Source organism: Brevundimonas sp. TWP3-1-2b1 (assembly GCF_049896165.1).
Classification (GTDB): Bacteria; Pseudomonadota; Alphaproteobacteria; order Caulobacterales; family Caulobacteraceae; genus Brevundimonas; species Brevundimonas subvibrioides_B.
Genome location: NZ_JAFCTT010000001.1, coordinates 259,248 through 277,926, shown reverse-complemented (window position 1 = coordinate 277,926; position 18,679 = coordinate 259,248). Strand labels below are relative to the sequence as shown.

Here is an 18,679-nt window from a genome sequence, read left to right as displayed (position 1 = left end):
GAGACGCAACAATGGCGACCGGTACGGTCAAGTGGTTCAACCCCACGAAGGGCTTCGGCTTCATCCAGCCCGAAAGCGGCGGCGCCGATGTGTTCGTTCACATCACCGCCGTGCAGAAGGCTGGCCTGACGGGCCTCGATGAGAACGCCAAGGTTCAGTACGAGCTGGAATCCCAGCGCGGCAAGACCTCGGCCGTGGACCTGAAGCTTCTCTGATCCAAACGGATCGGGATCGCTGACGTGATCTAGGCGGGCGCGGTTCCTTCGGGAGCCGCGCCCGTTTTCGTTTTCGCCCGGTTCGACCACTGGGCCAGGACGATCGCCGCCAGGACGAGGGCGCCGCCCAGGGCCTGCACCGGCGCGAGGGTCTCGCCGAAGATCATCCAGCCGAGGGCGGCGGCCACGATCGGCTGGATCAGGATGGTCACGGCGGTGATGGAGGCCGGCAGCTTGCCCAGGGCCCAGGCGACGCCGCCCTGTCCCGCCACATGCATGACGCCCATGCCGGCGCAGGCGGCCCAGCCGGCGGCGGTGGCGGGGATCATGTCCTCGCCCAGCAGCAGCGCCGCCCCCGCCATGATTGGAATGCCCGCGACCGTCGCCCAGAGGGTGATCCGCAGAGCGCCCGCCGTGGTGCGCGCCTGTTTTACCGCCAGGAAGTAGCCGGAGTACCAGAGGGCCACGGACAGGGAGAAGATGTCGCCCAGCACCGGGTTGGTCCCCTGACCCGGCGCGGCCCCGGCGGCCATGGCGAAGGCTCCGCCCATGGCCAGGGCCAGGGCCAGGATGAACAGCCGCGCGGGCCGCTCCTTGAACAGGAACCAGCCCACCAGGGTGACCACGACCGGCGTCAGGTTGCACAGCACCGTCGCATTGGCGACCGAGGTCATGACGATGCCGTAGTGCCAGAAGCTGAGGTCGAAGGCGAAGAACAGGCCGGCCAGCAGCATCCATTTCGACGGCCGCCCGAAGCCTTCTGCGCCGGGACGACCGACGAGGATGAGCAGTAGGGGCAGGGCGAACAGGAGCCGCCAGAAGCCGGCGGCCGCCGGACCGGTCTCGGTCAGGCGGACGAGGATCGGAGCGAGGCCGAGGATGCTGGCGGAGGCCAGCACGACCAGCAGGGGGATCAGGCGGGAGGGGGAGGGAGGCATGATGTCGCATACCCCTTACCCTCTCCAATAGGGAGGGGGCTTGAGCCCACGGGAGAAGCGAGGGGAGGGGCCGAAAACGACCGGAGGATAGGTCCTGTTTCCGTCACGGATCCAAAGATCGCTCTCGACCGATACCGTTGAAAAAGTCGGCTGGCTGACGAGGCGTCGCGGCTGGTTGATCAGGCTGTGACGAGATCGCGGGGCTCGGGGTCCTTCAGGCGGGCGTCGGGGCGGTCTGCAGCTGGATCAGGCGGGCCATTTTCCGCAGGTTCTGGGCGGTGGCGGCGAGTAGGAACTCGTCGCGGGCGCCGCAGGGACCGCGAAGGCGCAGTCGGTCCAGCCTGAGGATGCGCTTGAGGTGGGCGAACAGCATCTCGACCTTCTTCCGCTCGCGTCGGGAGGTGACGTAGGCATCGGTCCTGGCGATGTCGCGGGCGACGTCCCTGGCGGCTTCGTGGATGGAACGCGTCACCTTCCGAGCCGGCCCGTTGGGGCAGCAGTTGGGCTTCAGCGCGCAGGCGTCGCAATCGATCTTGGAGGCGCGATACCGATAGGTGTCATCCGGCGGGGTATCGGGGTGATCGGCGCGGAAGGCTCGTCGATATTGCTTCAGTTCCTTGCCGCCCGGACAGCGATAAAGGTCGGCGGCGGGATCATAGGTGAAGTCGGCTCGGGAGAAGGTCCCGTCCGTCCGGCCAGACTTGTCGATGATCGGGATGTGGGGTGCGATCCCCTGGTCGTTGACCAGCCAATCCAGCATCTCGGCCGAGCCATAGGCGGTGTCGGCGGCAAGGCGATCGGGGTGGAGATCATGCCTGTCCTGAACCCGCTCGATCATGGTGCGGGCCGCGGTCAGCTCGGCCGGCCGCACGGCGGTGGACGCCTCGACATCGACGATGACGGCGTGCTTCAGATCGATCAGGTAGTTGGTGGCATAGGCGAAGAAGGCCGGCCCCTTGTTGGCGGCGGTCCAGCGCGCGGCCGGATCCACCGGCGAGATGAACTTGGGCGTCACCGGCGTGGCTCCACCGAATGCCGCGTCGTCCAGCACCGCCAGATACTCGTCGATCGCCCGGCTCGACGCCTCGGGCGGTAGGCCGGGATCGCCAGGCACGCTGCGCTCGCGGTTCGCCTCGGCCTTGATCAGGCTGGCGTCCACCGCGAAGCCCTCGCCGCCGACCAGGCCTTCCAACATGCACCGGCGCAGGACCGTGTCGAACAACTGGCGCAGCAGATCGCTATCCCGGAAGCGGCCGTGGCGGTTCTTGGAGAACGTGGAGTGGTCCGGCACAGCCCCGTCCAGACCCAGACGGCAGAACCAACGATAGGCCAGGTTGAGATGGACTTCCTCGCACAGCCGCCGCTCCGAGCGGATCCCGAAGCAGTAGCCTACCAGCAGCATCCGGATCAGCAGCTCGGGATCGATCGAGGGACGGCCCATGGCGCTGTAGAACGGAGCAAGATGCGCTCGCAGGCCCTCCAACTCGACAAACCGGTCGATCGACCTCAGCAGATGGTTCGCAGGGACGTGGTCCTCCAGCGAGAAAGTATAGAACAGGGCCGCCTGATCGACCCGCCGCTCGCCCATCATCGCGCTGCCTCCAGCCTCAATGACCAGAGTGAATCAGCCCCTGAAGCCCGTGGCAATTGCCGACTTTTTCAACGGTATCGACCCAAAGCGGACGTCGGCAATGTCTGTTTGGCCTGAGGGTGACTTTGCACAAGGTCCGTCGCGCCGCACAGACAGTCCGACTTTGAACAATGCGGGTGCTGTGACCTAACTGGTCGAACGAAGGTTGTTCATGTGGTCGCCGCATGTTCAAAGTTGAGAGGCAAGGGGCCGACATGAGACGAGACTATCGCTGGACGGCTGTCGCGGTCGCGGTGCTGGCGGTCATCGCCGTCGTCCTGGCGTTCGGCTGGATGACGCTGAATACCGCCCAGTCCAAGACCGGCGGCTGGGTGGCGGCCTTCGCCCTTTTGGGCGTCGGGATCGCGGCGGCGGTATCGTACTATGTGCTGGCCTCCAGGGATGGCTCTTCGCCGGGTCGGCCGTTCTGGACCACGGGCAAGGGGGTTGCGACCCTGGTCTCGGGTGCGGTGGCGGGCCTCGGCGCCATGTCCTTGCTGTTTCCGTTGATCGACCCGCCGGCCGCCACGGACAGGACCGTCGAGGAAGACGGGGCGAAGACGCGGACCGAGGTTGGCGAGGCCAGGGACGAGATCATCGCCGCCCTTTCGCCGCCTCAGCGCGCGGTCGCCGAGGCCATTCCAGGACTGTGGGGTGAGGCGGGCTGCGGCGTGATCTACGACTTCCGGGTTCAGGACGGGGGTCTCATGATCACGCGGGTCCGCAAGACGCCGGGCATGGACGACTACGCCATGACCGCCGCCCTCGTGCCGGGAGGGACAGGTGAAGAGCTGCACGCCAGCATCGCGCGGTCGTCGGACGCGGGGGAGACGGAAGGCCAGGCACTGATCTTCACCTATTCAAAGGCGGGGGATGAGGAACGGCTGAACTGGCGTAATCTGACCCACGCCGGTTACGGCGGGACGAAGCTGGAGCGCTGTTTGTGAAGCGCTTCAGCGCAGGTCTCATGGCCCTGGCGATCGTCGCAGGCGCGGGCGTGACCCTGGCGGGGCCCATGCCGGCCTTTGCCCAGGGACGGGAGGGGACGGGAGGGGACGGGGCTGGGCCCGGCCCAGGTCCGCGAATTGCGGGTGGAACTCAGCGTCGCGCTCTCTGCCGCCAGGACTGCGCGAGGCGAGGCGGGCACAGCCAGTCGCCAGGCCGCCGCTTCGCGGGCCGATGTCGTCCGGGTGGGGCAACTGCTCGGCCTGGCGACGGACGCTTCGCCGGAGGATGTCGTTCAGGCCGCCGCTCGCTGGGTCGAGCAGGACGTCGACAACCGCCAAAAGCTCGCCGATCTGACCGAGATCGTTGCCCGGATCGAGACCGGCGAGATCCGGGACCGGGCCGCGCGTTTCGTGGAGGAGGCCCGGATCGCCTTCGAGGACGGTCGCCTGCAGGAGGCCGACCGGGCCCTGGAACAACTGGCGTTCCTGCGCCAATCGGCGTCGGTCGAGGCGGGAGATTTGTGGATCGGGTCCGTCACGACGCGCTCGGCCTTCGCCCGCCAGCGCCAGGATTTCGACGGAGCTGAGCGGATAGCGCTGGAGGCCCGTCGGGAAGCAAGACGCCGCGCGCGGCATGACGATTTCCTTCTCACCTCGGACCTCGGCCTGACGGCGTATCAACGCGGCGATGAGAAGGGCGACAATGCCGCCCTCGTCCGCGCGATCGACTATTATTCGGAAGCCGCGTCCCTTGTGGACCGCTCGGAAAATCCAGACGACTGGGCTGCGACCCAGCACAGCTTCGGCAGGGCCCTTGGGACCCTCGGCGATCGCGAGAGCGGGACGGCGCGCCTGGAGGAGGCGGTCGATGCCTTTCGGACAGCGCTTGAGGAACGCACCCGCGAGCGCGTGCCGCTGGACTGGGCTCAGACCCAGAATAGCCTCGGCGTTGCCCTTCAGGCCCTCGGTTCGCGCGAGAGCGGGACGGCGCGTCTGGAGGAGGCGGCCGCAGCCTTTCGGGCGTCGCTTGAGGAAAGCACCCGTGAACGCGTGCCATTGGACTGGGCCTCGACCCAGAGCAACCTCGGCAATACCCTTGGGATCCTCGGCTCGCGCGAGAGCGGGACGGCGCGTCTGGAGGAGGCGGCCGCAGCCTTTCGGGCGTCGCTTGAGGAAAGCACCCGTGAACGCGTGCCGCTGGACTGGGCCAGGACCCAGAGTAGCCTCGGCAGTGTCCTTGGGATCCTCGGCGAGCGCGAGAGCGGGACGGCGCGTCTGGAGGAGGCGGCCGCAGCCTTTCGGGCGTCGCTTGAGGAACGCACCCGCGAGCGCGTGCCGCTGGACTGGGCCAAGACCCAGGGCAACCTCGGCGTTGTCCTTTTGATGCTCGGCTCACGCGAGAGCGGGACGGCGCGTCTGGAGGAGGCGGTCGATGCCCTTCGGGCGGCACGCCTGGAGCTGACCCGTGAACGCGTGCCGCTGGAATGGGCCGTGGCCCAGGGCAACCTCGCTGCTGTCCTTTTTGAACTCGGCAAGCGCGAGAGCGGGACGGCGGGCCTGGAGGAGGCGGTCGATGCCCTTCGGGCGTCGCTTGAAGAAAACACCCGCGATCGCGTGCCACTGGCTTGGGCGCGGACCCAGAGCAACCTCGGCAGTGCCCTCGCGATTCTCGACGAGCGCGAGAATGGGACGGCACGTCTGGAGGAGGCAGTCGCAGCCTATCGGACGTCGCTTGAGGAACGCACCCGCGATCGCGTGCCGCTGGACTGGGCCGAGACCCAGAGCAACCTCGGCGCTGCCCTTGCGGCCCTCGGCAAGCGCGAGAGCGGGACGGCGCGTCTGGAGGAGGCGGTCGCGGCCTATCGGGCGTCGCTTGAGGAACGGACCCGGGATCGCGTGCCGCTGGACTGGGCCGCGACCCAGAACAATCTGGGGACCGCTCTTTCTGAGCTCGGCGAGCGCGAGAGCGGGACGGCGCGTCTGGAGGAGGCCGTCGATGCCCTTCGGGCAGCGCTTGAGGAACGCACCCGCGAGCGCGTGCCGCTGGGGTGGGCCGCGACCGAGAACAACCTTGGCGATGCCCTTGCGGCCCTCGGCGAGCGCGAGAGCGGGACGGCGCGTCTGGAGGAGGCGGTCGCGGCCTATCGGGCAGCGCTTGAGGAACGCACCCGCGATCGCGGGCCGCTGGTTTGGGCCGCGACCGAGAACAACCTCGGCACTGCCCTTCGGTCCCTCGGCGAGCGCGAGAGCGGGACGGCGCGTCTGGAGGAGGCGGTCGCGGCCTTTCGGGCAGCGCTTGAGGAGCGCACTCGCGAGCGCGCGCCTCTGGACTGGGCCCAGACCCAGAACAACCTCGGCGCTGCCCTTCGGTCCCTCGGTGAGCGGGAGAGCGGTACGGCGCGCCTGGAGGAGGCGGTCGCGGCCTATCGGGCGTCGCTTGAGGAACGCACCCGTGAACGCGTGCCGCTAGAATGGGCCGGGACCCAGAACAATCTGGGGATCGCTCTTTCTGTACTCGGCGAGCGCGAGAGTGGGTCGGCGCGTCTGGAGGAGGCGGTTGCGGCCTATCGGGCGTCGCTTGAGGAAAACACCCGCGAGCGCGCGCCGCTGGACTGGGCCGCGACCCAGGGCAACCTCGGCGGTGTCCTTTTTGAACTTGGCCAGCGCGAGAGCGGGACGGCGCGCCTGGAGGAGGCGGTCGCGGCCTATCGGGCGTCGCTTGAGGAACGCACCCGCGATCGCGTGCCGCTGGACTGGGCCGCGATCCAGAACAACCTCGGCGTTGTCCTTGGGACCCTCGGCGAGCGCGAGAGCGGGACGGCGCGTCTGGAAGAGGCCGTCGATGCCTTTCGGGCAGCGCTTGAGGAACGCACTCGCGAGCGCGTGCCGCTGGACTGGGCCGCGACCCAGGACAACCTCGGCGATGCCCTTCAGTTCCTCGGCCAGCGCGAGAGCGGGACGGCGCGTCTGGAGGAGGCGGTCACAGCCTATCGGGCGTCGCTTGAGGAACGCACCCGTGAAAGCGTGCCGCTGGAATGGGCCGCGACCCAGACCAATCTGGGGAGGGCCCTTTCTACAATCGGCTCGCGCGAGAGCGGGACGGCGCGTCTGGAAGAGGCCGTCGCGGCCTATCGGGCGTCGCTTGAGGAACGCACCCGTGAACGCGTGCCGCTGGACTGGGTCTGGACCCAGTACAACCTCGGCGGCGCCCTTGCGGCTCTCGGCCAGCGCGAGAGCGGGACGGCGCGTCTGGAGGACGCGGTCGCGGCCTATCGGGCGTCGCTTGAGGAATACACCCGCGAGCGCGCGCCGCTGGACTGGGCTTCGACCCAGTACAACCTTGGCGATGCCCTTGCGGCCCTCGGCAAGCGCGAGAGCGGGACGGCGCGTCTGGAGGAGGCGGTCGCGGCATATCAGGCGTTGCTTGAGGAATACTCCCGCGAGCGCGCGCCGCTGCAATGGGCCGCGACCCAGAACAACCTCGGCAATGCCCTTTGGGCCCTCGGTGAGCGCGAGAGCGGGACGGCGCGTCTGGAGGAGGCGGTCGCGGCCTATCAGGCGTCGCTTGAGGAAAACACCCGCGAGCGCGTGCCGCTGTACTGGGCCACGGCCACGGGCAACCTGGCCTTTGTGCGGAACACTCTGTTCGATCGAACGGGGGACGTCGCCCATCTGGATGCCGCCCTGACCGATGTGCGCGGGGCGTTGGAGGCCTATGAGGCGGCGGGCGCCGCTGACCGGGTCGAGACGTTCCGCGCATTGCTCGAACAGCTCGAAGCCAAGCACGCTGCCCTGCCTTGAAACCTGCCCCCGCTCCTTCGTCTTCGTGAAGGCCACCACCGGGAAGCGCTCCATAGGATAGCCGGTCTCCCATGACGGCCCTTGGCGCACTCGAACCCGCCGTGCCGTTTCGAAGACTGGCGCTCAGGCGCGAACTGGCAGGGAATGTCTGCTTTTGGAGTCGATCTCCGAGACCGCTCTCCACCCAGAGCGGAAATCGATCAGGGCCGCTTCCCGCCAAGGTCGGGCGCTAGACGGGGCCGGAAATCAAGCAAAGCCGAGTTCGGTCCGCAACACCTCCGCCGTCATCCCCGCCTCGCGCAAGGCGGCGAGCGTCACCGATCCGTCGCGCTTGGCATAGCGTTTGCCGTCCGGTCCCAGCAGCAGTGGGTGGTGCCGATAGACCGGCGTCGGCAGGTCCAGCAGGGCCTGAAGCATGCGTTGGATAGACGTGGTTTCGATCAGGTCCTCGCCCCGGATGACATGGGTCACGCCCTGCAAGGCATCGTCGACGACCGAGGCGATGACATAGCCGGCGCCGATGACCTTGCGGCCGAGGACCATGTCGCCGAGCGCCTCGGGCCGCGCGGTCCTGATGCCCGGCCCGGCGGTCTCCTCGACCCAGGTCAGTTGCTGGAAGTCGCCGAGACGGTCGCGCGCCGCTGCGAGCGACAGACGCCAGGCGAAGGGTTGGCCGGAGGCGAGCGTTTCGGCTTCCTCGCCGGGGGACAGTGGGCCGCCTGCGAAGGCCTGGGCGTCGGTCGGGTCGTCGGCATGAGGCGCCATCCCGGCCAAGGCCATCAGCTCCTTGCGCGTGCGGAAGCAGCGGTAGAGGACGCCCATGTCCCGGAGGCGGACCAGTGCGGCGTCGTAGTCGGCGCGGTGTTCGGACTGGCGACGGACGGGGGGCTCCCAATCGAGACCCAGCCAGGCGAGGTCGTTGAGAATCGCGGCCTCGTACTCCGGGCGGCAACGGGTGAAGTCGGTGTCCTCGATCCGCAGCAGGAAGCGGCCGTTCGCGCGCCTTGCCGCCGTCCAGGCCGTCAGGGCGGAGAAGGCGTGGCCGCGATGGAGCAGGCCGGTCGGCGACGGCGCGAAGCGGGTGACGAAGGTCAAAGGCGGACCAGGGCGCCCGTCCTGACGGCCGCGTCGATCATGGCGCGGAGCTCCGCCTCGGGCACGACGTCGAACTGGGCGATCATGTCCTCAAGGGACAGACGCGGCTGCGACAGGGCCCAGTCCAGCGCCACGGCGGCGGGGCCGGCGACGGCGGGCGCCGGCCCCTGGCCGCGACCATAGAGGGTCAGTGTCGGACGATGAGGCAGGGCGTAGCCGGGTTCGCGCGCAATCAGCCGTTCCTGGGCCATGGCGATCTCGTCGGCGAAGACGTCGCTGACGGCCAGGGCGGACAGGCGTCGGCCCAGGTCGGCGAGTTGGGCCTTCAGGATTTCGGATCCCGCGGGACGCAGGAAGTGGCGGAAGGCGGCCTCGTCCTGTGTCAGCCGCTTCAGGATGTCGAAGACGGTGCGTCCGTCGGCCGGAGTGATCGAATAGGTGACGTGCAGGGACGCGCCATCGGTCGCCATGGCGTCGTGATACCAGCCGCGGGGAAGATAGAGGACATCGCCGGGCCGCATATGCACCTGGGTCATCACCGGTCCGCGCTGGGCCGCCAGCCAGGCGCGGGTCTCCTCGTTGTCGATCGGGAAGGTGGTCGGGGCGTCTGCGCGGTTGGAGTAGAGGGTCCAGACCTTCTCGCCCTCGCACTGGACCGCGAAGACGTGGTGCAGGTCGAAGTGGGTCCCGAACGCCTGCACCCCGCCGAAGGAGCAGTAGAGGTTGGCGCTGACCTGGCCGGCGAAGGCGCGGCCCAGCGCCGGGGTCAGGGCGCGGATCGACGGGACCAGATCCTGAACCTCGTCGAGCACGAGGCTGGCGCCCTGGGCCAGCAGGACCTTGACCTTGGCGGGCGAGGGCCGGTTCGCCACGCCCGATCCGGTCGCGGCGTCGTGACAATACCGCGGCGGCGGGACCCGCTGGCCGTTGTAGAGGACCTTCAGGCTGTGGGCCGTCCAGATCGAGGTCTGGTCGAGCAGGGCGTTGAAGCGGCCCCAGTCCAGAAGGTCGGCCTTGGGCGTGCCGGGGCCGGCTGGAATATGCAGCGGTTGCCGGTCGTCATGGTCGGCGTGGAACACCGCAGGGGTGATCGGCGCCAGAAGTTCGTCCAGACTGTGCATGGCGCAAAGGCTAGCCGCTCGGCTGCCGGATCGAAAGCATGGTTGAGATCACCCTCGCCGAACAGGCCCTCGTACACGCAACCTTTGCCACGCTGGACCACGCCCATACCCAAACCGTGCGGGTAGGATAACGACATCGCGCCCGAGACAGCGACTTTCGGACTCCTGAGGTCGCTGGGGCAGGTTGCGTGCCTTGTCGGGGGGTGAGCCAGGGCTTAACCATGATCAATGGTCCGGATCATCGATCAGATCGCCGCCGTGCTCGTCGCCCTGTTCGGGGTCGCGCACCTCGCGGTTGGCCATCAGGCTTTTGTCAGCCCCACCGAACGGGGGGTGTGGTTTCTTTCGGCCGGCTTCCTCCTTGTCGTGACCGCCCTGGCGAATCTGGCACGCGCTCGCGCCTCCTCGCGCACGCGGCTGCAGAGCCTGACCGCGCTCAGCGGTTCCGTCGCCATCCTTGTCTCCGGCGCCCTGATCGCCGCATCCCGTCCCGACCTGCTGTTCGCGCCCGAGTCGATCGCCCTGATCAGTCTCGGCATCCTGCTGGCCGGCTTCAGCCTTCGCGATCTCCTTCGTTCGTGAGGCGCGTCCTCGAGCCCCAGGCCATTGCGGCCGCGCGGGAGGCGCTGGCCGCCGCCGACCCCGCCCTGGCCCGGGCCCACGCCCAGACGCCGGTATTCGATTGGCGGGTCCGTCAGCCGGGGTTCGTCGGCCTGTTCAGGATGATCGTCGAGCAACAGGTGTCCGTAGCCTCGGCAGCATCGGTCTGGGCCCGGCTGCAGGCGGGGCTTGGGGAAATCACGCCAGAGACCCTGCTGGCCCACAATCTGGACTCACTGCGCGGCATGGGGCTGTCGCGACAGAAGGCGACCTACGGACAGGGCATCGCACGGGCGCAACTGGATGGGACGGTCGATCTGGAGCATCTGTCGACCCTGGACGACGAGGCGGCGATCTCCGCCCTGGTGTCGCTGAAGGGCGTCGGTCTGTGGACGGCGGAGGCCTATCTGCTGATCTGCGAGGGGCGGCTGGATGTCTTTCCGGGCGGCGACATTGCGCTTCAAGAGGCGATCCGCTGGGCTGACAGGCTCGAGTTCAGACCGGACACCAAGGCCGCCTACGCCCGCGCCGAGATGTGGCGGCCGCACCGGGGCGTGGCGGTTCATCTGCTCTGGGCCTGGTACGTCGGGGTGAAGGCGGGCCAGATCGTGCTAGATCATCCCCTCAACCCGGCGGGCGCCAAGCCGAGACCCAGGGAACGCAGACAGCCGTGAACGCACTGGTCGACCCCACGATCCTGAGTCCTGCGCTCGCCTACCCGGAGACGGTGCTTGGCGCGCTGGACTTCGCGGGCGTTGCGGTGTTCGCCGCGACCGGAGCGCTGGCGGCGGCGCGGGAGAAGCACGACCTCGTCACCTTCGCCTTCTTCGGCGCCATCACCGGCGTGGGCGGCGGGACCCTGCGGGACCTGCTCATCGATGCCCCGGTCTTCTGGGTCCAGGACTGGAGATACATCGCCGTCTGCCTCGCCGCGGCCCTGGCGGTCTGGCTGGTCGGGGCAGGGGCCTGGCGCTTCCGGGCGCTGTTGTGGCTCGATGCGATCGGGCTCGGGGCTTACGGCGTGCTCGGCGCGGCCAAGGCCGAGGCGGTCGGGGCACCGCCCCTGATCTGCATCGTCATGGGGGCGCTGACAGCCTGTTTCGGCGGCATTGTGCGCGACATCCTGGCGGGGCAGCCGTCAATTCTTCTGCGGCGAGAGATCAACGTCTCGGCGGCCCTGGCTGCGGCGACCATCTATGTCGTGGCGCGACAGTTCGGCATCGATCACTGGCCCGCTGCGGCGATCGCAGCGCCGATCGGATTCGCGCTCCGGGCCGGCGCTCTGGCCTGGGGCTGGAGCCTTCCGGCCTTCCCTGGCGGCCTCATCAGAAAGGGCGCGTCATGAAACCGCTGCATCGTCGTCATGGCGGTGCGTGCGAATCGGGAATAGGCTGGCTTTACTAGAGAGAAGGAGAGACGTTTTCAGTCCGATTTCCTCGATATCCGGCGTGAGCGGGAGGGTCTGATGCAGGTCCTTCACAAGCCGCCCTCCGGCTTTCCAGCCTTGGTGCTGAACGCCGATTTCCGTCCGCTGTCCTACTATCCACTGTCGCTCTGGCCGTGGGAGGAGGCGGTGAAGGCGGTCTATCAAGAGCGCGTGGACGTCGTCTCGACCTATGACAGGGTCGTGCGCAGTCCGTCGATGGAGATGCAGATCCCCAGCGTCATCGCGCTGAAGAGCTATGTCGACCAGAATCGCAGCCCGGCCTTCACCCGCTTCAACGTCTTCCTGCGCGACGGCTTCACCTGCCAGTACTGCGGCGACACCGCCGAACTGACCTTCGACCATGTCATCCCGCGCAGCCGGGGCGGACGCACGACGTGGGAGAACATCGTCGCCGCCTGTTCCCCCTGCAATCTGAGGAAGGGCGGGCGGACGCCGCAGCAGGCGCACATGCCGATCCGACGTGCGCCCAACCGGCCCAATGCCTTCCAGCTCCAGGACGCAGGCCGACGGTTCCCGCCGCACTACCTGCACCAGAGCTGGCTCGACTATCTGTACTGGGACATCGAGTTGGAGCCTTAGACGGCGCCACTATCCTGCGCCGCATGACCTGCTAGAGCATTGCACGATCCGGAACGGCCGCCGATGCGCGACGTTGACGGCTCGCCCCTCACATCAGGTCGTCCATGAAAATTCGCGTCCGCGCCGAGCTCGTCTATCGCTTCGATCCCCCGACCGACGCGATCTACAAGATTCAGGTCGCGCACTGGCCGGGCCAGGACATCCTGGAGGAACGGCTGACGATCACGCCGCCCCAGGCCTTCCATCAGGACGAGGACGAGGAGTTCGGCGCCCGCACCCTCCGTGCGCGCCTCAGCGGCGACGTGGCCGTGTCCTACGAGGCGGTGGTCGATAACGGCTCGCTGTTGGGCCTGCCGCCGGGCGTGACCCAGCACGACTGGAACGACCTACCGGCCGAGGTGCTGACCTATCTGTGGCCCAGCCGCTATTGCCCCTCGGACCAGTTCGGCCGGTTCGTGGAGCGTCAGTTCGGAGAGACCTCGGGCGGCGAGCGGGTGCTCGCGATCCTGAACTGGATCACCGGGAACATCGACTATGAGCGCGGCGTGTCGGACTCCGAGACGACGGCCGCGCGGACCTTCATCGATCGGGCGGGCGTGTGCCGCGACTTTACCCATATGGGCATCACCCTGTGCCGGGCCTCGGGCATTCCGGCCCGCGCGGTCAGCGCCTTCGCGCACCAGCTGAGCCCGCCCGACTTCCACGCCATCTTCGAGATCTGGCTGTCGAACGGATGGTGGCTGGTCGATCCGACCGGGCTGGCGCCGATCGAGGGACTGGTGCGGATCGCCTGCGGGCGCGACGCCGCCGACATCGCCTTCCTGTCGACCCAGGGAACTTGCAAGATGGTCAGCCAGTCGATCACCGCCGAGGCTGCGGACGACTATTCCGTCGAGGCGCGATCGGACCTTCTGCGCGCCTGATAGGTCTCGATGAAGTCGAGCCGGCGCAGGACCTTGTTCTGCGGATCGATCACGATGTGAGCCGCGGCGGGGACAACGATCGCCCCCCGGCCGCCGGTCATGGCCAGCGTTTCGACCCGGCCGTCCACGGACACCTCGACCGGCATTGGAAAGGCTGCGCCGTCGCCGGTCGTCCATGACAGGTTGAGGGTGTCGCCCTCGCGCGTCTCGTTCAGGACCGGCAGGGCGGCCTGATAGAGATAGCCGCGGAAGAACCAGCCGTAGTCCCTGTCGGTGATGTCATTGACGATCCGCAGGAAGTCCGGCGTCGAGCGGTAGATCGGCTCGAAATTGCCCGGGCGCGGATCGGGGCGGCCATAGACCAGGGTGGTCACGGCTCGGAAGAAGGCCTCGTCGCCGATCAGCATCCGCAGCGAATGGGCGATCAGCGAACCCTTGGAATAGATGTCGTTGCCCGGCCCGACCGCGCCGTCATAGACCTCGCCCTCGCTCCTGAGTTCGCCCGAGACGACGGGAAAGCGGTTGATCAGGCCCTGCTGCTGCTCGGCCAGTTCGGTCTGCATGTAGCGGTCGCCGTGCAGCCAGCCGCCGTAGAGGGGCTGCATATAGCTGCCCAGCCCTTCGTGCAGCCACATGTCGTCGGCGTTGGCATTGGTCATCTGGTTGCCGAACCATTCGTGGGCCAGCTCGTGCTGCAGCAACCAGTCGTAGCCCTTGCCGTCCAGCCGATACTGGTTGCCGTAGGCGTTGATGGTCTGGTGCTCCATGCCCAGGTGCGGGGTCTCCACGACGCCCATCTTCTCGTCGGAGAAAGGGAAGGGGCCGACGGTCGCCTCGTAGAAGTCCATCTGTTGCGGGAACTCGGCGAACAGGGCGGCGGCGCGCGCCGGGTCGTCGGAGTTCAGATGCCAGAAGGACATCGGGAAGCTGTTGCCGAACCGGCTGCGGTAGTCGGTCTTCAGCTCCGTATAGGGGCCGATGTTCAGGGCTATGGCGTAGGTGTTGGGCTGGGCGGCTGACCAGTTCCAGGTGGTCCAGCCGTCGCCGTGATCTTCCGTGCCGAGGAAGCGGCCGTTGGACGGCGCGGACAGGCCGGTCGGGACGGTGATGTGCAGGTCGACCCGGCCGGGCTCGGCCAGGGGGCTGTCGATACAGGGCCAGAACAGGTCGCAGCCCTCGCCCTGGACCGCTGTGGCGATCCACGGCTCGCCGCCGGGCGCGCTCGCCCAGACGAAGCCGCCGGACCAGGGTGCGCGGGGCGCCACGCGGGGATGACCAGAATAGGCGATGCGCAGGGTCGCGGACTGGCCCGCCGCCAACGGCCGGGCCAGGGGAACGGTCATCCGCCCTTCGGGATTGGACCAGTCGCTCACGGCCTGTCCGTCCACGGTCACGGCCGAGACCTCGAACACGGTGTCCAGTTCGACCACCAACCTGGCGGCCGGCTCGGTGGCGGTGAAGGTCAGGGTCGCCGTCGCGTCGATGGCCTTGTCGTCCGGGATGACCTTGATCGCCAGATCGACGAGATCGATGCGCACGGCCTGCTGTTCCGGCGTGCGCGACTGATCCGTCATCAGGGTGAAGGCCGTGGACTGTCGCGGCGCCGCGTCCTGGGCGAGGGCGGGACTCGCCAGCAGGGATGCCGCGGCGGCGGCGGCGGCTGTCAGGGCAGTGCGCATGTGGGCCTCAGCTGGCGGAGCGGGCGAGGCGTTCGGCGGCGGCCCGCTCGCGTTCTATGCGGTTCCAGGCCTGCCAGTCGTCGACGACGTCGAGCTGGCGCAGCAGCCTGTTCTGCGGATCGATCAGCACGGTCGCGCCGACCGGGACGGTGATGGTCGTGCTGCCGTCGGGCATGGACACCGTCTGCGACCGGCCGTCGATCTCGATCTCCACCGGCATGGGGAAGTCGCCGCCGCCGTCGGTGGTCCAGGTCAGAGTCAGCTGATCGCCTTCGCGGGCCTGCGACAGCACAGGCAGGCCCGCCTCATACAGATAGGTCTGGAAGAACCAGTCGTAGTCCTGACCCGTCACCTGATTGACGATGGCGTTCATCTCGCGCGTCGAACTGGTCTGGGGGACGAAATTACCCGGGCGCGGATCGGGGCGGCCGTACACCAGACGGCGGATCACCTCGTAGAAGTCGTCGTCGCCGATCGTCATCCGCAGGGTGTGGGCGATCAGCGAACCCTTGGAATAGATGTCGCCGCCGGGGCCCTCAGAGCCGCCATAGACCTGGTTGACGGTGCGGTTGGTCTGCGAGACGACCGGGAAGGCGTTGACCAGACCCTCGCGCTGGTGCTGCAGCTCGGACTGCATGAACCGCTCGCCATGCAGGTAGCGGGCGTAGAGGGGCTGCATATAGCTGCCCAGCCCTTCGTGCAGCCACATGTCGTCGGCGTTGCGGTTGGTCAGCTGGTTGGCGAACCACTCGTGGCTGAACTCGTGCTGCAGCAGGGTGTCGTAGCCGCGCGTCTCGATCCTGTAGGCATTGCCGTAGGCGTTGATCGTCTGGTGCTCCATGCCGAGATAGGGTGTCTCGACCACCCCCATCTTGGAGTCGCCGAACGGGTAGGGGCCGATGGTCGATTCGAAGAAGTCGAGCATGGGCGCGAACTCGGCGAACAGTCTCTGGACCTTGGCCGGGTCGTCGGACCGCAGGTGCCAGTAGTGCATCGGGATCGTGTTGCCGAACCGGCTCTGGTACGGGGCGGTGACCTCCTCATAGGGGCCGACGTTGATCATCCCGGCATAGATGTTCGGATGGGCGATGCTCCAGCTCCAGGTCTTCGTGCCGTCGGTGTTTTCGGTCACGCCCTTGAACACGCCGGGTCCCGGCGCCGAGACATTGCCCGGCGTGGTGATATGCATATCCAGCTGGCCGGGCTCGGCGTTGGAGTTGTCGATACAGGGCCAGACCAGGTCACAGCCGTTGAGCTGGACGGCAGAACCGATCCAGGGCTCGCCCGTCGGGGCGGTGGCCCAGACCCAGCCGCCGTTCCAGGGCGCACGTGGAGCGACACGGGGCTGGCCGGCATAGGCGATGGTCAGGGTGGGGGTGGCGCCTTCGGCCAGACCCGCCGGAACCTCTACGGTCAGACGGCCTTCGGGGTTGGACCAGCGATCGGCGGGCACGATCTCGCCGTCCAGCCGGATCTCGGAGATGGTGAAGAGTGTGTCCAGCTCGACCGCCAGACGCTGGATCGGCTGAAGCACGGTGAAGTCCAGCACGGCCACGCCGTCGATCGCCTTGTCCTCGGGCAGGATCTTGATCGACAGATCGGCCTTGTCGAAGCGGACGGCCTCCTGCTCCGGCGTGCGGGGATTGTCGGTTTCGAGAGTGAAGGCGGTCGGCTGGCGGGCGGGGGCGTCCTGGGCCGTCGCGGGAACAGACAGCATGCAGGCCAGGACGGCCATGCTCGCCGCACGCAGACTCGATCCGGCCATCAGCGTCTATCCTCGTCAGAATTCCTGTTCACCGTGCACCCCGGCGAAGGCCGGGGTCCAGATGGAAAAAGCGATCTCCGGGTTTTGGATGGTCTTTGATCCCGGCCGACGGCGTCCGCGATCTGGACCCCGGCCTTCGCCGGGGTGCATGGGGAGATATGCGGCAAAGAAAAAGGCCGGTGTTTCCACCGGCCTCGTTCAGAATTCGTGGTCTGTCAGGACTCAGGCGGCGGCTTGTTCGGCCAGCTTGGCCTTGATCTGACGCTTGATGCGCTGGGCCGTGATCGACAGCTGCTCGTCCTTGGCCTTGACGATGAAGGGGTCCAGGCCGCCCTTGAAGTCGAGGGTGCGCAGCGCGGCGTTCGAGATGCGCAGGCTGTACGACTGGCCCAGGGCCTCCGACGCCAGCTTGACCTTCTTGAGCGACGGCAGGAAGCGGCGCTTGGTCTTGATGTTCGAGTGGCTGACCGAGTGGCCGACCATCGGCCCGACACCGGTAAGTTCGCAACGACGCGACATCGTCTTATCCTTGAGGTGGCGCCGCTCCGAAGGAGAGAGGGCGCATGAAACGGAGGCGCGCGAGGGTGGACCCCCGCGCGAGAGGGGGCCGTATAGGGGAACCGATCCCGCGCCGTCAAGGCTTCGAGGGCCAGATTGGACTCCCGGGCCGAGTCTTCGCGCCGAGACGTTCATGCGTCGTTCAATCGCCGCGTTTCAAAGCTTAAGCTATTCGGGACTGTCCCGAGGATGAGATCCACGATGACCCTGCCTTCCTTTCTGAGGCGCACTGTCGCCGTCGCCGCCCCTGCGATCGCAGGGGCCGTCCTGCTGGCCGCGCCTTCGTCTCCGTCGCAGGCCCAGGGGGCCGTCAGCGAGGTCCTGCCGGGCTACTGGGAGTACACGACCAGCGCCGTGGGCATCCGCAGCACCGAAACCAAATGCGTGCGCCCGTCGGAGATCAACCGCTTTTTCGGCGGCCTGTCGACGCGCCGCTGGCAGTGCGTCTATCCGACCCGCGTGATCGGCGGCGGCACGGCCCGGTTCGAGGGGACGTGCACTGATCCGCGCGGACGGCGGGTGAACGTCCGTCTGGGCGGTTCGTACCAGCAGGAGAATTTCCGCTTCACCGGCGGCGCCCAGCTCGCGCGCGGCACGCCCTATCTGCCGGCTTCGATCACCGCGCGCAGGCTTGCGGCGGTCTGCCCGGCGGACGCTGAGTATTTCTGAGCAGAGACGCGGCCTTTCCCTCCCTCTCGGGGGAGGGAGACGAAAGAAGAAAGGCCCGGTGTTTCCACCGGGCCTTTCTCACATTCAGCAAATGCCCCGAGGCATTATGCGGCTTCAGCCTCTTCCTCGGCTTCCGCGGCTTCAGCAGCAGCGATGACGGCCTTCTTGGCGCTCAGCGACTTGGACAGCAGCTGGACGGCGGCGTCCTTGTCGATGCGGTTGGCGGCGGCGACTTCGCGAGCCATCCGGTCCAGGGCGGACTCATAGAGCTGGCGCTCCGAGTACGACTGTTCCGGCTGCGAGTCTGCGCGGTGCAGGTCGCGGACCACTTCGGCGATGGAGACCAGGTCGCCGGAGTTGATCTTGGCTTCGTATTCCTGGGCGCGGCGGCTCCACATCGTACGCTTGATGCGCGCGCGGCCCTTCAGCGTCGTCAGGGCCTTGGTGACCACGTCGTCGGTGGCCAGCGAGCGCAGGCCGGCGGTCTTGGCCTTCTTGGTCGGGACGCGCAGGGTCATCTTCTCGTGGTCGAAGGTGACGACATAGACCTCCAGCGACATGCCGGCGATTTCCTGGACCTCGACCGCCGCGACCTTGCCGACGCCGTGCGCCGGATAGACGACTGCATCGCCAACCTTGAATTCCAGAACGCTCTTGGTGGTCATGTCATTCCTTTCCCGGACGCAGGGACAGGGCGTCGAAGGCACGACGG

General features: G+C 67.7%; 17 protein-coding genes. 9 read left to right on the top strand and 8 right to left on the bottom strand.

Annotated elements, in window-relative coordinates; genetic code table 11:
• The first annotated feature begins 11 nt into the window (after window positions 1–11).
• Window positions 12–215, top strand: a complete 204-nt coding sequence (locus ACP7AB_RS01350) for a cold-shock protein (RefSeq protein ID WP_303695099.1) — start codon at window positions 12–14, stop codon at window positions 213–215.
• A gap of 29 nt (window positions 216–244) precedes the next feature.
• Here ACP7AB_RS01350 and ACP7AB_RS01345 read toward each other — a convergent pair whose 3' ends face one another.
• The gene (locus ACP7AB_RS01345; RefSeq protein WP_425988116.1) at window positions 245–1,153 is read right to left on the bottom strand and encodes a DMT family transporter; all 909 of its coding nucleotides are present in this window, start codon (window positions 1,151–1,153) and stop codon (window positions 245–247) included.
• A 214-nt stretch (window positions 1,154–1,367) separates the two neighbouring features.
• A complete protein-coding gene (locus tag ACP7AB_RS01340; RefSeq protein ID WP_425988113.1) occupies window positions 1,368–2,744 on the bottom strand; it encodes a transposase in 1,377 nt (458 codons plus the stop codon).
• 254 nt (window positions 2,745–2,998) lie between these two features.
• Between ACP7AB_RS01340 and ACP7AB_RS01335 the strand changes: the two genes are divergently transcribed.
• Both ACP7AB_RS01335 and ACP7AB_RS01330 read left to right on the top strand, forming a co-directional pair.
• Complete coding sequence (locus tag ACP7AB_RS01335) at window positions 2,999–3,730, top strand: hypothetical protein (protein ID WP_425988111.1); 732 nt, start codon at window positions 2,999–3,001, stop codon at window positions 3,728–3,730.
• A 144-nt stretch (window positions 3,731–3,874) separates the two neighbouring features.
• Entirely contained in the window at window positions 3,875–7,531 is a 3,657-nt protein-coding gene (locus ACP7AB_RS01330) for a tetratricopeptide repeat protein (RefSeq protein WP_426046076.1), read from the top strand.
• A gap of 246 nt (window positions 7,532–7,777) precedes the next feature.
• On the opposite strand, the gene gluQRS is transcribed toward ACP7AB_RS01330, so the two are convergent.
• Complete coding sequence (gene gluQRS, locus ACP7AB_RS01325; RefSeq protein ID WP_425988108.1) at window positions 7,778–8,626, bottom strand: tRNA glutamyl-Q(34) synthetase GluQRS; 849 nt, start codon at window positions 8,624–8,626, stop codon at window positions 7,778–7,780.
• Window positions 8,623–9,747 carry a JmjC domain-containing protein gene (locus tag ACP7AB_RS01320; protein ID WP_425988105.1) on the bottom strand — a complete coding sequence of 375 codons (1,125 nt, stop codon included), beginning with the start codon at window positions 9,745–9,747 and terminating at the stop codon, window positions 8,623–8,625. The genes gluQRS and ACP7AB_RS01320 overlap by 4 nt, the downstream gene beginning before the upstream one ends.
• 228 nt (window positions 9,748–9,975) lie before the next feature.
• Here ACP7AB_RS01320 and ACP7AB_RS01315 point away from each other — a divergent pair, with 228 nt between their 5' ends.
• The 5 genes from ACP7AB_RS01315 (at window position 9,976) to ACP7AB_RS01295 (ending at window position 13,296) form a co-directional block, all read left to right on the top strand.
• Entirely contained in the window at window positions 9,976–10,329 is a 354-nt protein-coding gene (locus ACP7AB_RS01315) for a hypothetical protein (RefSeq protein WP_425988103.1), read from the top strand.
• Complete coding sequence (locus ACP7AB_RS01310) at window positions 10,326–11,021, top strand: DNA-3-methyladenine glycosylase family protein (RefSeq protein ID WP_425988101.1); 696 nt, start codon at window positions 10,326–10,328, stop codon at window positions 11,019–11,021. The genes ACP7AB_RS01315 and ACP7AB_RS01310 overlap by 4 nt, the downstream gene beginning before the upstream one ends.
• Window positions 11,018–11,692: a trimeric intracellular cation channel family protein gene (locus tag ACP7AB_RS01305; RefSeq protein WP_425988098.1), complete on the top strand. Its 675-nt coding sequence runs from the start codon at window positions 11,018–11,020 to the stop codon at window positions 11,690–11,692. Before ACP7AB_RS01310 ends, ACP7AB_RS01305 begins: the two co-directional genes overlap by 4 nt.
• 120 nt (window positions 11,693–11,812) lie before the next feature.
• A complete protein-coding gene (locus tag ACP7AB_RS01300) occupies window positions 11,813–12,373 on the top strand; it encodes an HNH endonuclease (RefSeq protein ID WP_303695104.1) in 561 nt (186 codons plus the stop codon).
• Window positions 12,374–12,477: 104 nt separating this feature from the next.
• On the top strand, window positions 12,478–13,296 hold the full coding sequence (locus ACP7AB_RS01295; protein WP_425988096.1) for a transglutaminase-like domain-containing protein: 819 nt from the start codon (window positions 12,478–12,480) through the stop codon (window positions 13,294–13,296).
• Here ACP7AB_RS01295 and ACP7AB_RS01290 read toward each other — a convergent pair.
• The 3 genes from ACP7AB_RS01290 to rpmB all read right to left on the bottom strand — a co-directional run bounded on the left by ACP7AB_RS01290 (window position 13,257) and on the right by rpmB (window position 17,259).
• Window positions 13,257–14,975: a M1 family metallopeptidase gene (locus tag ACP7AB_RS01290; RefSeq protein WP_425988094.1), complete on the bottom strand. Its 1,719-nt coding sequence runs from the start codon at window positions 14,973–14,975 to the stop codon at window positions 13,257–13,259. The genes ACP7AB_RS01295 and ACP7AB_RS01290 overlap by 40 nt on opposite strands.
• Window positions 14,976–14,982: 7 nt before the next feature.
• Window positions 14,983–16,740 carry a M1 family metallopeptidase gene (locus ACP7AB_RS01285; RefSeq protein ID WP_425988091.1) on the bottom strand — a complete coding sequence of 586 codons (1,758 nt, stop codon included), beginning with the start codon at window positions 16,738–16,740 and terminating at the stop codon, window positions 14,983–14,985.
• 222 nt (window positions 16,741–16,962) lie between these two features.
• Window positions 16,963–17,259 carry a 50S ribosomal protein L28 gene (rpmB, locus tag ACP7AB_RS01280; protein WP_303695109.1) on the bottom strand — a complete coding sequence of 99 codons (297 nt, stop codon included), beginning with the start codon at window positions 17,257–17,259 and terminating at the stop codon, window positions 16,963–16,965.
• Window positions 17,260–17,499: 240 nt separating this feature from the next.
• On the opposite strand from rpmB, the gene ACP7AB_RS01275 reads away from it, so the two are divergent.
• Entirely contained in the window at window positions 17,500–17,967 is a 468-nt protein-coding gene (locus tag ACP7AB_RS01275) for a DUF3617 domain-containing protein (protein ID WP_425988088.1), read from the top strand.
• Between the two features lie 104 nt (window positions 17,968–18,071).
• Here the strand turns inward: ACP7AB_RS01275 and ACP7AB_RS01270 are convergent, their stop codons facing one another.
• Entirely contained in the window at window positions 18,072–18,632 is a 561-nt protein-coding gene (locus ACP7AB_RS01270) for a CarD family transcriptional regulator (protein WP_303695111.1), read from the bottom strand.
• Window positions 18,633–18,679 lie beyond the last annotated feature (47 nt).